Genomic DNA, 15,372 nt, shown 5'->3' with positions numbered 1-15,372 from the left:
AGGTACGAATTTGATGTGTATTTAGGATCTTTTCTATAGTAAATCATTCATTGATGATATCATATTGATGATTGAAATTAATAACAAATAAGTGGAATGATTCTAGTTGTAATGGGGAATTTGATCTTATTTAAAGTAGAATAATTTGTAAAGCTTTGATTAACTGGCTTTTGTTCCTGAAAGGTGCTGACAAATCAAATTGGGAGGTGCTGCAAATGAATGAACCTACGTTGAAGAAAGCGATGGATACGCTGGAGTTTCTGAGTCAGGATCGTGAAGCACGTCGCTTGTATGAAGAACGGCAAAAGTATTTGCATGATGAAGCCTCAATGATTGAGTGGGCTACGGAAAAGTGCATTGCTAAAGGTATAGTGGAAGGCGAACAAAAGAAGGCGATTGAAATTGCAAAAAATATGCTTTCATTCGGCATCGAAGTTTCAGTCATTGCCAAAACAAGTGGTCTAACTGAGTCTGAAGTTGAGGCACTGAAAGATTAGCAAATGTACTTTAAATTGAAACAATCGTCTTGTCCCCAAAAGGCAGGCGGTTGTTTTTTAATTTGCCCTAGATCGTTTTACAGTAAAACGCGGTTGCTCATTCGGGTCTGGGCCGTTAAACTAAAGGGAGCGGCGTTTGCTTGACGGACAAGTCATGAGAACGCCATTTTGTTGTCAAGGATGCGGTATAAGCCGCTTTCGGATGTCAGAATCGGATCGGACCAAGCTGGTGGAAGAACACCGGTGATAAGTAAGGAGTCTTTACATGAGTGTGCAAACACCTACATTAGAAGAAGCGCAGGGTCTCCTGCAAAAATATTATGGCTACCCCGACTTCCGTGAGGGACAGAAAAAGATCGTAGCCAGCCTGCTCGAACGTGAAGATACGCTGGGTATTATGCCAACCGGGGGCGGGAAATCGATCTGTTATCAGATCCCCGCTTTGTTATATTCGGGTTTGACACTTGTCGTCTCCCCGTTGATATCGCTTATGAAGGACCAGGTCGATGCACTGACCACGGCTGGTATTGCAGCCGCCTATATTAATAGTACGCTCAGCGGCAAAGAAGTGAATGATCGCATCCGCGCGGCGCAGCGCGGTGAGCTGAAGCTGCTCTACGTCGCGCCTGAGCGACTGGAGCTAGACTGGTTCCGAGAGGAGATGGGCTATTTGCCAATCTCTTGCGTTGCTGTGGATGAGGCCCACTGTGTGTCGCAGTGGGGGCATGATTTTCGGACAAGCTACCTGGCGGTAGCGCCGTTTGTGGACAGTTTGCCGGAGCGGCCGGTGGTTGCGGCCTTTACGGCTACAGCGACGCCCGAGGTCATGGGCGATATTCTGCGGCTGCTGCGTTTGCAGGACCCGCAGACGTATGTGACCGGACTTGGGCGGGATAATCTGGCGTTCAGCGTGCTGCGCGGCGAGAGCAAAAAGGACTTTGTCCTGAATTACGCGCGCGAGCACGCCAGCGAGCCGGGTATTGTGTACGCCGCGACCCGTAAGGACGTGGACGATCTGCATCAGCGTTTGCTGCAGGCGGGATTGCCAGCAGGACGCTATCATGCCGGGATGACGGACGATGAACGGGCCCAGAGCCAGGAAGCTTTTTTGTACGATGATATCCGGGTGATGGTGGCGACAAATGCGTTCGGGATGGGGATTGATAAATCCAACGTACGTTACGTTATTCATAACAGCATGCCGAAGAACATGGAAGCCTATGTGCAGGAAGCCGGGCGTGCGGGACGGGACGGAGAGCCGAGCCAGTGCATTTTGTTATTCGGGGCACAGGACATTATCACCCAGAAGTTCCTGATCGAGCAGAACCCGATGGAGGGTGACCGCAAACAGAACGATTACCGGAAGCTGCAACAGATGGTGGACTACTGTTACACGACGCGTTGTCTGCGCAGTGCACAGCTGGATTATTTCGGTGAGGTGCATGAGGACAAGCCGTGCGGCATTTGCAGTTCATGTACGGACGACCGTGAGCTGGTGGATATGACGATTGATGCGCAGAAAATATTCAGCTGCATTCACCGCATGCGTGAGCGGTATGGTGTATCGCTGGTCGCTTCGGTGCTCAAAGGCTCCCGTGCCAAAAAAGTACTTGATTACGGCTTCAACTCCCTGCCAACCTACGGCGTCATGGGTAATCGCACGGAACGTGAGATCGCCGAGATCATCAACGTGATGGTATCGGAAGGCTATCTGATGCTGTCAGAGGGGCAGTATCCGGTTGTTCGTTTGCAGCCACTGGCGGTGGAAGTGCTTAAAGGTCAGCGTGAAGTGATGCAGCGGGTGGTCCGCAAGACGGCGGCGACGGCTTCGGGTACAAACTATGGCGGACGTCGTGGACGCGATGCAATGCCATCTGCGGTTAACGAGACGGTATTTGAGCAGCTGCGTCTAATCCGTCGTGATCTGGCGGCGAAAGAGCATGTGCCGTCCTACATTATTTTCAATGACGCGACCTTGCGCGAGATGAGTGTGGTATGTCCACAGACAGAACGTGACATGCTGGATATTAAAGGGGTCGGTGAGGTTAAGTATCGCAAGTACGGACTGCCTTTCCTTGAGTTTTTCCAGAAGCAAACGGGCGAAGACGTGGATACGGATGATGACGCTTTTTACGAGTATGAGTGAGTTGTTGGATTCGTGCTTTCGATTGTGCAAAGTCCAAGTTCAAGTGTTCAAATAGATGAGATAGATGTTTTTAGATTTAGTGATGCTTCGTCCATGATATGGGGAATCGTTCGTTACCGGTGTGGTTAGTGGGCAGTGCGTAGTGCGTAGTGCATGCAACGTGATTGAGGTTTACCACAGATGGAGCGCGAATGAGGACTTTTACAAGTTGAAGTTGGATGTGTCGTCTCTGAGGTGTGGACAAAAGACAGTGAATTGTCTTTCATAAGGTGGACATTGGTCATAGGAATGGCAGACAGTAGCGTATACAGCATGTAGTTTGATTGTGTGTATCTCATACTGTATGTTGTGTTTTGGGTTTTGCGGGGTGGATATGTCTTTTTGAAAGGAGTGTCCACTCTTTGAAAGACAAAAGTTGGATATGTCCATGTGACATGGAATGGCTATCAAAAGAGGTTTGCATGAACAGCATCCGGGGCAGGATGGATGGCTGCGCAGCTTTCCTTTTACCAAAAATAAGGTCTGGGTGTCCAGGCAAAGGTTGTGAACCATGAAAGTTATTCTCTCTACATTAAATGCAAAGTACATCCATACCTCTTTGGCCTTGCGGTGTCTGAAGGCGTACAGTGAGAAGGATTTTGATATTGAGCTGGCCGAGTACACGATCAAGGACCCGGTCATGAATATCGTATCCGATCTGTATCAGCGCGGTGCTGACATTATCGGGTTCTCGTGTTACATCTGGAACATTGAAGAGACAATCAAGGTCATTGATATTTTGAAAAAGGTTATGCCTGAGGTCAAAATTCTGCTGGGCGGGCCGGAAGTGTCCTACGACACGGAATATTGGATGAACCGGATTCCCAATGTCGATTTCATCGTGATGGGGGAAGGGGAAGAGACGCTGCATCAGCTTTTGACGGAGCTGGAGGGGGACAAGAAGTTCCACTTCGTATATGGACTGGCGTATCGCAAAGGGGAAGAAGTCATTCTCATGCCAGGACGACCGAAGGCGGATCTGAACGATCTACCGTCACCGCACCGTTTTGAAGAGGATATCCCGGAGCTGGGGAAACGGGTTGTTTATTTTGAAACCAGCCGTGGCTGTCCATTCAGTTGTCAGTTCTGTCTGTCCAGTATTGAGGTCGGCGTGCGGTATTACGATATTGAGCGGACAAAGTCGGACATTCTGTACCTGATCGAGAAGGGCGCGAAGCTGATCAAGTTTGTGGACCGGACATTTAATATCAAGCGGGATTATGCGCTTGAAATGTTCAAATTCCTGATCGAGAATCATCAGGGGACGGTATTCCAGTTTGAAATTACGGCGGATATTATGCGTCCCGAGGTACTGGACTATTTGGCAGAGAATGCTCCGCCGGGCACATTCCGGTTCGAGATTGGGGTTCAGTCTACCAATGATCCAACGAATGAACTGGTGAAACGTCGCCAGAACTTCTCGAAGCTGAGTCGTACCGTGAACAAGGTGAAAGCCAGCGGAAAAATCGACCAGCATCTGGATCTCATCGCCGGACTGCCGGAGGAAGATTACAATACGTTCCGCAAGACGTTTAACGATGTATTTGCTCTGGGGCCGGAAGAGCTTCAGCTTGGATTCCTCAAAATGCTTCGTGGTACCGGTCTGCGTCTGGATGCGGAGAAGTATAACTACACGTATATGGATCACGCGCCGTATGAGATTCTGGGCAGTGACGTGCTGCCGTTCAGCGACATTGTGCGCTTGAAGCGACTGGAAGATGTGCTGGAGAAATACTGGAACGCACACCGGATGGACCATACGCTGAAGTATCTGATGGAGCAGGAGTTCGATTCGCCATTTGATTTCTTCCAAGCGTTCGGGGATTACTGGGAGGGTCAGGGCTGGCAGAAGATCGGTCACCAGCTGGAGGATCTGTTCACCCGTCTGCACAGCTTCCTGGAGTCGCGCAACACACCGCACATGGATATCGTGCTTGGTCTGATGAAGCTCGATTATTTCCTCGGTCACAAATACAAACCACGCAAAATCTGGTGGGAAGATCCGCTCCAGAAAGACCAGTGGGCGGGGTATATGAAAACGTTGGCTGAACGTCCGGAAGACGTTCGCCTGCCGCGCGTTGCCGGTGCCGCAGGCACGGCGTGGCTGGAAAGTAGCGGCACGAGTGCGATTGCCGCTGCGGGAAGTTCGGCTGCTGCCGGAGAAGACTCTGCCGCAGATGCGGCGGGTGTTATCGGTAGCGATGGCGCAGCGTCGCTCCCTGCGTGCGACGCAACAGGGTCCGCCGCGGATGGAGCGGCGGACGGGGTGGACGGCAACGCTTCGCGTGCGTTGCCGATGACCTCGGCCATGACCGCACAGACGGTCATGGGTGCCCGTGCTTTCGCCGACCTTGGTCTCGGCGAAAAGGAACTGCAGAAGCACACCGTACTGGATGTGCTTCCGTTCCGGCTTGAGCGTGTGCTTGCTGGCGCCAGCCCGCTTGCCGCAAAAGGCCGGACGCTGCTGGTCGTGGTGTACCAGCAGCATGAAGGGCAGCAGGCGCAGTATTACACGCTGCCGCTGGGAGAAGAAGCCGCTGCCATGTAGGTGCAGCGGCATTGGGGAGCTGCATGGCCGATGGTTGCATGCAGTGGGGGATGCACCATGGCTTTGCCGTTCTGGTGCTATAACGGTGAGCACCGCGGTTGTGGACGCGGTGCAATCCCGTGAGGTGCTGCCCCATTGGGAGCAGCCCTCATCCTTACGCGGCTTGCCACTGCACAAGCCGCGCTCCGCTTCACCTTTTATCAAAACATATATGTTCCGAAAGCATCGGAAGGTCGTCTGATTCCCTAGTGGATGAAGAAGGGCCTTCCTTTTTTTTGAATTTGGTAAAAACATGACCTATCCAAACGAAGGAGAGTTTCCTATGAATAAATATGCTACTACTGAAAAGACGATTACCATAGCTAAAGGTTCCGCTGAGTTCCTGCGCATTCATATCCCGTATAACCCTGCATATATTGAGCGGATTCGTCGGATTAAGGGCAGAACGTGGGAAGCCAAACAAAAAGTGTGGATCATCCCTTACACCATAGCTGCTCTTCAGGAGTTCATGAATCAATTCGATCCAGATGACGTTCTGATTACCCCAGAGTTGTGGGTTGAAAATGAGATTTTACAGCAGTGGAAAGCTAGTAAGGCAAACCATCCATGGAGCAAAGAGCCGTTACAGAAGGCATTAAAGTTACGAGGATACAGCCGCAAAACGATTAAAGCATATTGTAATCAGGTTGAACGTTTTCTGAGTAGCTTTCCCCTTAATGATACCGATGTGACTACTTCCAAAATTCAGACGTATTGTTTAGGTATGCTTGAGCGAGGGATATCCCATTCAAGCGTGAATCAGACGATTAGCGCGCTCCGCTTCTATTGCAAGCATGTACTCCATCACCCTACGGAAATCCAGTATATTCGTCCCAAGAAGCAGACCAAGCTTCCGCAAGTATTGTCGGAAAAGGAAGTCGCTCAATTGCTCAAATCCGTAACCAACCCTAAACATAAGGCCATATTGTTTCTAACCTATTCTTCTGGACTTCGTGTAAGTGAAGTTGTACGTTTGCGGTGCAGCGATCTTGATATTGAAAGGCAAACACTCATCGTGAGACAGGGGAAGGGGCAAAAGGATCGGAGAACGATCCTATCGAGTCTAGCGTGGGATATGGTGCAGAAATATGTCACTGAATATAGACCAACCCGTTGGCTCTTTCCAGGGCAATCTTCTGATCGGCATCTTACGGAGCGGAGTGTGCAGAAGGTTTTTGAAGAAGCCAGACAACGTGCAGGCATTGTGAAGAAGGTTAGTATTCATGTCTTAAGGCACTCTTTTGCTACTCATTTGTTGGAAAACGGAACAGACCTGCGCTATATTCAGGAACTACTTGGTCACACGAGTGCACGAACAACACAGCAATATACCCATGTTAGTACGAAAAATATTCAGCGTATTCAGATCCCATTGGATCGTTTGGATTTGGGAGATTGAGTGCTTAATAAATATCCCTTTTTCACCAAATTCTTCTTCGCAAACACCACTGCTTAGGTTATCATATACGTAGTTCACATATCATGCAGGATGTGTGGTATTTACGAAGTACATAAATTAGATGTTATGAGACATCATTGTGATATAAACAGAGTAAAACGGATCAAAGCAAGGAGAGACAGGTAATGATGGATGATTTCACGAAGAAGCGGATTATGAAGATGATGGACAAATATACTGAAAATGCAGTACCAGAACATGTAAAAAGCCAAATTAAAATTAGTTATAAAATCAGAGGGAATCATGTGACATTGATCGAAGAAAGACAAGGATTCAAAAGTGATCAATGGGTGCAGATGCCAGTAGCTCAGTTTAGATTAGGTGATAATGAATGGAAAATATATTGGCAGAACAGTAAAGGGAAATGGCATTTCATAGATGACATTGAACCGAATGAAGATTTTGAAACCCAGTTAAAGATAGTGGATGAAGGACACAACGGAATGTTTTGGGGATAGTTCGCAGGAAGCCAATGACATCTTATAACATCATATTCAAGCAGCGGCTCCTTTGGAGCCTTGGTCTGCAAGGCGGATTTCGAGGAGGACTTTCAGCAGACAACCCTTTTGGGGTTCATGAATACAGGAACGTTATAGGAAATCAGCAAACACATAAAGAAAACTTATTTTATTCAAGATTTTTTAAGGGAAGTGATTGAGTGAATAAAGACATTCTACTTGAGTGGGACAGTAAGCATAGTGCGATGAAGAACACGAAAGAAAACTATTGGAAAACCTATAGGAAGTGGCGTGACGAGAACAAAAGCGATTATCATGATACTTTCATGGGCAAATTATATGATGAATTTATAAGCGTTGAAGAGCGAGCCATATACCTAAAATATAGTTTTAATACAACAGAAGCCGTAGTATTTTGCTCGATTAATATTTTTTACATAGAAGAGCACATAGGAACTTATGATATAGAGTTCTTTTTGAATGGTGAGATTGCTGATGATTATCTGGATTTTGGAGACGCATTACTTAAAGATCGGATCATTAAAGTAAAGCATAATTTGAAGACTGCAAGAAGCGCTATAAAACTAGGAATTGAAGTATCAGATATTTCGAAAATCACAGAAATTCCACTCAAATATATAGAAATATTAAAAGAAAAATATAGTTGATATAAAGGGAATGTTACAAGAGGGATAAGCAATTCAAAGAAGCTGCTTACATCCTATAACATAATATTCATGCTGCGGACATTCGTCCTTGGTTCGGCATTCGCCGGACACCCGACATACGTCGGGTCGTGAATACAGGAACGTTATAAGAAATTGGGAAAAGGATATAAAAACAACTCAAAGGAGTAATGTACATGGCGAAGACCTCTTTGGAAATGGTAGAAGAATTCAAAACCTTTATTGATTTTGTACGAGAGTTAAAGACTATAGATGAAGAACATTGGAATAGTCCCATTTCAGAAGGGAAATGGTCATTGAAAGATGTAATAAGTCATATCATGCTTTGGGACAAATATTTTTATGAGGAAGGCATAGAGAAGATCAAGCTTGGTCAATTCGTGACTGTAAGGCATTTGAACTTTGATGAATTCAACGTTAATGCGAGGGAATATGCAAAGACTCAAACAAGAGATTCTATCGTTAACCAATTCTTTGAATACAGAAACAAGATCATTGATGATATCACCGGATTACCAGAGGAAGATTATATAAAGGAATATAAAGACGGAGACAGAAAAAAGTTTTCGATTAGGGGATATTTAAGAGGATTTATTCCCCACGATAAACACCATAAAAAACAAATTGAAAAGTATTTAACGTCAATATAATAAAGTGTAAGCGAATTCAGGGATGCCCAATATCTTATAACACCATATTCCAGCTTCGCGTCTGTCGCCGCTCGGTCTGCCTGAAGGATTTCAAGGAAGCAGATTCAGACAGACAAATCAATTCCCCTAAGATAAGAACTATCTAAGGGGAATTGACGTCAGGAACAAAACAACGTTAGGCGAAATAACCTGAAGTATTTTCAGAGAGGAGATCTCAATGAAGTTTTCAGTAATAGTTTTAGATTTAGATGGTACACTCCTCAACTCCAAAAAGGAAATATCAAATCGAAACTATAATGCCATTATGGATTGTTCGAATATGGGGATGAAATTTATCTTTGCAACAGCACGCCCTCCAAGGGCAGTGAGGTCGTTTATGAACGAGGAAATGCTCAGCATAGGTTCATTTGTTTATTACAATGGTGCCTACATTGATTGTAAACATACAGGAATTAACAAACATATATCAATTGAATCTGAAGTTACAGAAGAACTCTTAAATTACTGTCTCAATTGCAATCCGGATCTTGACTTAAGTTTTGAAGTGAAAGATGTATGGATGACTTTAAAGGAATGTGACTATTCAACTGTAATACAAGTTAAAGATAACCCTGTTGTAAAGCCATTGGAAGAACTTAGATGCCTTGAGGCATCAAAAATCTTATTTTCAGGAAAAATTGATATGATTTCTTTTCAAGAGAAATTTAAAATGAAACTAAATATTGTGATTACAGACAATGGAAATCTTGTTCAAGTTTCATCACCGAAGGCTTCTAAGGAAATTGCTGTGGCAGCTTTGTGTAAGGAGATGAATGTTTCTCTCGAAAACGTCTTGGTTTTTGGTGATGATTTTAATGATATGGGATTATTTAATATTTGTGGTTGGCCCGTGGCAATGGGGAATTCAATAGATGAATTGAAATTGAAATCTAGAGAGATTACAGACACTAATGATAAAGATGGAGTGGCAATGATCTTAGAAAGACTTTGTGAGTAATTCAAGGTTACTTCGCCTAACATTGTTTCCTGCTTCGTCGCATTCGCTCCTCGGTTTGCTCGAGGGTTTTCGGTGAAGTGGAATCAGGCAGACAACCCTGCGAGACTAAGTGGCGGAGCCACCCAGTGCATACGCTCCTTTAAGTCTCTCGGGTTCAGGAACGCAGAGAACGTTATACAACAGAACTTAAATCATATTTTCATAAACTCAAAATAAGGTGAGTTAAATGAAGCAAGGCGCTATGTTTGATTCAGAAAGAAAATATAGATACTTATTGACTAGAGAATGGGATATTACGCTACCAAAGCTATTATACATAATGTTAAATCCCAGTACAGCGAATGAAAGCTCAGAGGATCAGACTTCAAGACAATGTCTATACTTTGCAAACAAATTTCAATATGGATCACTTGAGGTAGTCAATCTCTATAGTTTGATATCAACCGATCCAAAAAGGCTAAAAGAATCATTAATAGACCCTGTAGGGCTTGAAACGACAAATACATTATAGAAGCAGCATTAAGAGCCGATAGAGTGGTCATAGCATGGGGCGAAAAACATTTCTTTAACAAAAGAGACAAAAAAGTAATGGAATTATTGAAGAATGAAGGAATTAATCTATTTTGCTTAAAGAAGGCTAAGTCTGGCCACCCTAGACATCCTTCAAGACTTGGACACGACATAGATGAACTGATTTATTTTGGATGATTAAAATCAGGTAGTAAGTTCCGTCGTATAACATAATATTCACGCTGCGGGCATACGCTCTTGGTTCGGCATTCGCCGGACACCCGGATAAAAAATGGATAAAATTTACAATTCAATCCGGTTCGAGGAAACAAAACAACTGGTGGCGTATGCAGGATCTGTAAGTATCAAAAACCCGACATAAATTGCGGGTTTTTGATACTTTATTGTTGGGAGATGAAAGGCGCTACCCAGTAAATTCCTGGACCCATGTGTTGTTATAATAAGCAATACCGATATGAGTATAACTATTATTCAGGATATTTGCTTTGTGGCCAGGGCTATTCATCCACTCCTTCATAACCTGGGTAGGGGTGGTTTGCCCTTTTGCGATGTTTTCTCCAGCGGTATTATATGTGATCCCAAATTCATTCATCATATCGAAGGGGGATCCATGTGTTGGCGAATTATGATCAAAGTAACTGTTGTTGTACATGTCCTGTGCCTTGACCATAGCCACATTTGACAATTCTTCATTCCTACTCAAGGAACTTAATCCTGTTTTGGCCCTTTCTTGATTGACTAGATCCAGAACCTGCTGCTCAAAATCGGTTTTATCCGTAGTATTTTTTTTACCTTCCTGTACTTGTCCTGTTGGCTCCTTATTTTCAGGATTTCCTGCAGGTGCCTGGTTTACTGGATTTCCATCCGGTGTTCGAACCAGATCCAACAAATCCAATGGAATTCCATTTTGGGCTTCTTTTGTTGTAATAGATCTCTCTTGCCACGATGTAGCTGTTGATGATGCCTGTGTGAGGACAGAGTTTGGTGCAGCAGCATGATCATGAATTGAAATTTGTTTTTGCTCAGGAGTCACTTGTTTTTGCATCATATTGTTATGGGACGAACAGCCTGCCACCAATAATAATATTGTTAAAACGAAAAACTTTGCCATTTGCCAACCTCCTAGATCCGTTAGTTAATGAAGTTCCCGGATTTATGTTTTCCTGTATGCCATTTACTTATTCCTAATATGGTTCTCTCCTTATCCAGTACTTTTTTATGATCTATACCATTTAGATAGCCTTGTCTTTTTTTGTGTCTCGAGGAAAGCAAAGCGTGTTGCGAATGGTTATGGATAAAGAAGGCCATATCGGGTCATAAATGCATCACGGGATGAATGTTATCTATTTCAATGGGATTCCTGATGATTGGAGTATTTCGATGGATAATTGGAAGAATCTATTCAAACTAATAGACAATTTTATAGAATATAAAGCATATGCTGCATCATATAAAACAAACTGAAAGCGAGTATTTGATAATTCGATGAAGTCATAAACTGCGTTTAACACAGTATTCAAGCTGTGGGGCTATCGCCCCTTGATTGACAGATGTATAATCATGGAAGAAATCTCAGTCAACAAACGCCCCAGCCTAAGTTAAGAGCTATCTAAGGCCGGGGCGTTTCATGAATACAAGAAAGTTATGAGAAATCATCGTAAATAAATTACAAGATAGGAACTGTATAATGCTACTCATTATATACAGTTATGGCTAAGTGCTTGAGATATTCGTTTTAACTAATCTTATGAGGTGGTTATTATGCAAATAAGAAAAGCAACGATGAATGATGCAGAAGGCATTGCAAAAGTTCATGTGGATAGTTGGAGAACAACTTACAAAGGTATTATTCCAGATGAAGTCTTATATAATCTATCATATAAAAAAAGAACTGAATTATGGATCGAAAATATTGAAAGAGAAGATAATTTTGTAGTTATAGCAGAAAACCCAGAAGGAGAAATTATTGGATTTGCAGATTCTTGGAAGAGAGAAACAAATATAATAGCCAATTCTAGTGATTTAACATCTATATACATACTTAAGGAATATCACGGAAGAGGTTTAGGGAAAGAATTACTTAAACAACTGTTTCTACAATTTAAATTTTTAGGCTATCAAAAGATATTTGTTGAAGTTCTAGAAGATAATAATACACGATATTTCTATGAACATTATGGAGCTAAATTATGTAAATCAATTCAAATAATAATCGGAGGAAAAGTTCTAAATGAATTAATTTATGAATGGGATAACATTGATGAGGTTTTAGCGAAATTCAATAGAACGGAAGCGGACTCAGGCGACAACCACTGAGAGGCTAGGTCCTGACGGACCAGTCGCTACGTTCCTTTGAGCCTCTCGGATTCGTGGATACAGAAACGTTATCTGAAATCATGATAAATATGTAATATCAAAATTTAGGAGTGTGATTCAACATGGAGAACTCAAATTTAAAAGATCTTATTGAAAAATACCTGAGCGCATATAACACGTTTAACATTGATGGAATGATAGGAGTTTTAAATGAGAATATTCATTTTCGAAACATTTCTAAAGGTGAAGTGAATTCGGAAACAAAGGGGATTCAGGAATTTCGCACATTAGCAGAGCAGTCAATTCAGGTATTCTCTCAAAGGCGTCAAGTAATAAAGAACATTACTTTTGAAGGAGATAAAGCGGAGGTTGAGATTGATTATGAGGGAATATTGTCCAGCGATCTCCCTAATGGAATGAAGGCAGGAGAAACATTAAAATTTCAAGGGAAATCAATATTTCAAATGAAAGATAAGAAGATAATACTGATTGAAGATCATAGTTGAAACAGTATTGAAAGTTATTCATAGATTACCCTGAAATCAGATAACAATATATTCACCGCATCGGGCATACGCCCTCGGTCCTGCAGAAGTATTTCAGGGAAGCAGAGGCTGCCGGACACACTTGGCATTCGCCAAGCGTCATGAATACACAACGTTAGTCGAAAGAAGTTCTTAGTTTAGGAGGAGTCTATATGATACTAGAAAAAGTTATAAATAGAGTTGAAATACAAAGTGAATATAAGGATTTTGTTGATAAGTATATAGATCAGATCCTTACCGAATTTAAAGGTAAAATTCATAGCGTTTATATGTGTGGCTCGATTCCAAAAGGAACCGCTAAACCTTTTAAGTCAGATGCGGACTTTACTATTGTCTGTGTAGATCCCAAAGATATTGATTACGAAAGAGTGACAAATATTAAAGACAGGCTTTTAAAAGAATATCCATTAGTAACTAAGATTGATACGATAATTTGCTCGATTGACGATGTATTAAGTAAACCGAATGAATGGGGTTTTTGGGTTAAGATCATTTGTGTTTGCCTATATGGTGATGACATTGGTGAAAAAGTACCACCGATCATTATTTCTCCAGAGTTCATTCTAGACTTAAATACAGAGACCAAGGAGGAAGTAGATCGTGTACGTCGTTCACTTTCTACTGCTAGTGATCACAAAATGAAAACTAGATATATTAAAGGGTATTCGAAGAGATTAATTCGTGCATTATACTCTTTGGTTTTAGTAGATACAGGTGTATGGCAAGATGACATGATTGAGATGAAGAATGCCATATTAAACTATTGTGAGATTGACTCCGCTTTAGTTGAGTATCTGTATGCTTGTTACTTGGATAGTGATGTACTTGTTGAAGAGTTTCTGGGAACTGCAGATGAAGTATATAGCTATTTTGAGAATGCCTTAAATGCAATAGCTGCTTCCAGAACTTCCTTCGACTAACAAAATATTGACGATCCGGGTCACTCTGAGAAGCGAATGACCAGATTCAGCCCCTAAGCCGTCGGGACCCACTGCATTAGGTGTTCGGCAAGCCTCACAACTATAAGCAGCGACTCTAAGGGGCCAGGACGTCGTCAATACAAAACGGTTATCTGACATAAACCTATTACATTTTAGGAGCAAATAATGAATATCACTTTCTCGAAATGGGTGCAATATTATCGAAGAAATAATCAAAACCTCAAATATATTCATTGGAATGACAACTATAAATTAACAACTAATGAAAGAAAAATAATCATTAAGTCAATTCAACAGTTTCAATTAGGAGAAAACTCTGAAGGTAAATATCTAATTAAACGTGCGCAAGAATATGTACATCAGACACAAGATCAGGATTACTATGAAGCACTTATAGAATTCATTAAAGAAGAACAGCGGCACGCTAGAGATCTGGGCAGATTTATGAAGGTACAGGGAATCCCACTCCTTCGTAGACATTGGGTGGACAATGTATTTAGAAGATTACGTCGATATGCGAGTCTAGAACAATCAGTCATTGTTCTATTAACTGCTGAGATCATTGCTAAGTTGTACTATAAAGCCATGCAAAAATCTACAAAGTCAGAAGTATTAATCGATTTATGTAATCAGATTTTAAGTGATGAGGAGAAACATGTTCAGTTTCAATCCGAAACACTTCATAAACTTGCTCAAAATAGAAACGTTTTCTTTAACAGAATAGTTTATATCCTTCGTAGAATCCTTTTTGAAGGAACGCTAATTATAGTATGGTATCAACATAAGCCTGTGTTTAAAGCTGGGGGATATAAACTCAAAAGTTATTACTATGAATGCCGTCATGAGTTTAACTTAACGAAGAAGATTATAGCTAATTCACAGTAGAGATTTACGACAGATAACATTATATCCAAGATTTCAAAAAGAGAGGTAAATGTAAAAATGAAAAGAGAACTTTTGGATAAAGCCATACAACTTCGCGAAGAAGGACGAGCTAAGCAGGATCAAGCGATACTTGTGGAAGCGCGTACAATGCTTTTGGATTTGCTTTTCACTTACCCGGACGATGCGGAGATCAATTATCAGGCGGCTGTTGCTCATGACAATTCAGGACTAGGAAAAGAAGCCATTCCTTTTTATGTTCGAGCTATTGAACAAGGACTATCCGGGCCGGATCTTGAAAGAGCATTGCTTGGTCTGGGAAGCACATATCGATATTTAGGATTTTATCAAGAAGCAGAGGAGACATTACGTCGAGGTGTAAAAGAGTTTCCTGATCATAGAGGCCTTCAAGTGTTTCTGGCGATCTCTCTTTATAATACGGGAAAATACAAAGAGTCGACTGAACTTCTTTTAGCTAATTTGCTAGAAACAACTTCAGATGAAAAACTTCAGTATTTTAGCAGACCGATCCAATACTATGCACAACATCTTGATGAAACCTGGGGATGAGTTAAGAAGGGAGTTGTTCATATTAGTAATATAGACAAGCGAAATAGACTGAGTGAACAAGTTTTCTC

14 protein-coding genes and 2 pseudogenes are annotated in these 15,372 nt (G+C 42.4%); 15 read left to right on the top strand and 1 reads right to left on the bottom strand.

Annotated elements, in window-relative coordinates; translation table 11 throughout:
- Positions 1-155 precede the first annotated feature (155 nt).
- The 10 genes and pseudogenes from CS562_RS09325 to CS562_RS33805 all read left to right on the top strand — a co-directional run.
- Positions 156-497: pseudogene (locus CS562_RS09325) on the top strand (Rpn family recombination-promoting nuclease/putative transposase); the annotation flags it as partial.
- Positions 498-762: 265 nt separating this feature from the next.
- On the top strand, positions 763-2,643 hold the full coding sequence (gene recQ / locus CS562_RS09320; protein ID WP_099855197.1) for a DNA helicase RecQ: 1,881 nt from the start codon (positions 763-765) through the stop codon (positions 2,641-2,643).
- Positions 2,644-3,193: 550 nt separating this feature from the next.
- Positions 3,194-5,230 (top strand): B12-binding domain-containing radical SAM protein, encoded by a 2,037-nt coding sequence (locus CS562_RS09315; RefSeq protein ID WP_099855195.1) that lies wholly within the window; start codon positions 3,194-3,196, stop codon positions 5,228-5,230.
- The gene (locus tag CS562_RS32565; RefSeq protein ID WP_125477255.1) at positions 5,169-5,471 is read left to right on the top strand and encodes a hypothetical protein; all 303 of its coding nucleotides are present in this window, start codon (positions 5,169-5,171) and stop codon (positions 5,469-5,471) included. The genes CS562_RS09315 and CS562_RS32565 overlap by 62 nt, the downstream gene beginning before the upstream one ends.
- A gap of 81 nt (positions 5,472-5,552) precedes the next feature.
- Positions 5,553-6,668 carry a site-specific tyrosine recombinase/integron integrase gene (xerA, locus tag CS562_RS09310; protein ID WP_257219433.1) on the top strand — a complete coding sequence of 372 codons (1,116 nt, stop codon included), beginning with the start codon at positions 5,553-5,555 and terminating at the stop codon, positions 6,666-6,668.
- 185 nt (positions 6,669-6,853) lie between these two features.
- A complete protein-coding gene (locus CS562_RS33395; protein WP_257219432.1) occupies positions 6,854-7,186 on the top strand; it encodes a DUF3024 domain-containing protein in 333 nt (110 codons plus the stop codon).
- Positions 7,187-7,386: 200 nt separating this feature from the next.
- On the top strand, positions 7,387-7,854 hold the full coding sequence (locus tag CS562_RS09295; RefSeq protein ID WP_090808360.1) for a hypothetical protein: 468 nt from the start codon (positions 7,387-7,389) through the stop codon (positions 7,852-7,854).
- 194 nt (positions 7,855-8,048) lie between these two features.
- Complete coding sequence (locus CS562_RS09290; protein ID WP_180287082.1) at positions 8,049-8,522, top strand: DinB family protein; 474 nt, start codon at positions 8,049-8,051, stop codon at positions 8,520-8,522.
- A 217-nt stretch (positions 8,523-8,739) separates the two neighbouring features.
- Complete coding sequence (locus CS562_RS09285) at positions 8,740-9,519, top strand: Cof-type HAD-IIB family hydrolase (RefSeq protein WP_099855189.1); 780 nt, start codon at positions 8,740-8,742, stop codon at positions 9,517-9,519.
- Between the two features lie 226 nt (positions 9,520-9,745).
- Positions 9,746-10,227: pseudogene (locus CS562_RS33805) on the top strand (DUF1643 domain-containing protein).
- Between the two features lie 226 nt (positions 10,228-10,453).
- Here CS562_RS33805 and CS562_RS09270 read toward each other — a convergent pair.
- Positions 10,454-11,161, bottom strand: a complete 708-nt coding sequence (locus CS562_RS09270; protein ID WP_099855184.1) for a CAP domain-containing protein — start codon at positions 11,159-11,161, stop codon at positions 10,454-10,456.
- Between the two features lie 650 nt (positions 11,162-11,811).
- On the opposite strand from CS562_RS09270, the gene CS562_RS09265 reads away from it, so the two are divergent.
- The 5 genes from CS562_RS09265 to CS562_RS09245 all read left to right on the top strand — a co-directional run bounded on the left by CS562_RS09265 (position 11,812) and on the right by CS562_RS09245 (position 15,304).
- Entirely contained in the window at positions 11,812-12,366 is a 555-nt protein-coding gene (locus CS562_RS09265) for a GNAT family N-acetyltransferase (protein ID WP_099855182.1), read from the top strand.
- 122 nt (positions 12,367-12,488) lie between these two features.
- Positions 12,489-12,872 carry a nuclear transport factor 2 family protein gene (locus tag CS562_RS09260; protein WP_099855180.1) on the top strand — a complete coding sequence of 128 codons (384 nt, stop codon included), beginning with the start codon at positions 12,489-12,491 and terminating at the stop codon, positions 12,870-12,872.
- A 191-nt stretch (positions 12,873-13,063) separates the two neighbouring features.
- The gene (locus CS562_RS09255; RefSeq protein ID WP_099855178.1) at positions 13,064-13,831 is read left to right on the top strand and encodes a nucleotidyltransferase domain-containing protein; all 768 of its coding nucleotides are present in this window, start codon (positions 13,064-13,066) and stop codon (positions 13,829-13,831) included.
- A gap of 186 nt (positions 13,832-14,017) precedes the next feature.
- On the top strand, positions 14,018-14,737 hold the full coding sequence (locus CS562_RS09250) for a ferritin-like domain-containing protein (RefSeq protein WP_099855176.1): 720 nt from the start codon (positions 14,018-14,020) through the stop codon (positions 14,735-14,737).
- A gap of 57 nt (positions 14,738-14,794) precedes the next feature.
- Positions 14,795-15,304, top strand: a complete 510-nt coding sequence (locus tag CS562_RS09245; RefSeq protein WP_076290120.1) for a tetratricopeptide repeat protein — start codon at positions 14,795-14,797, stop codon at positions 15,302-15,304.
- Positions 15,305-15,372 lie beyond the last annotated feature (68 nt).

Source organism: Paenibacillus sp. LK1, from assembly GCF_002750415.1.
Classification (GTDB): Bacteria; Bacillota; Bacilli; order Paenibacillales; family Paenibacillaceae; genus Paenibacillus; species Paenibacillus taichungensis.
This window is presented reverse-complemented; position numbering and strand designations above follow the sequence as displayed.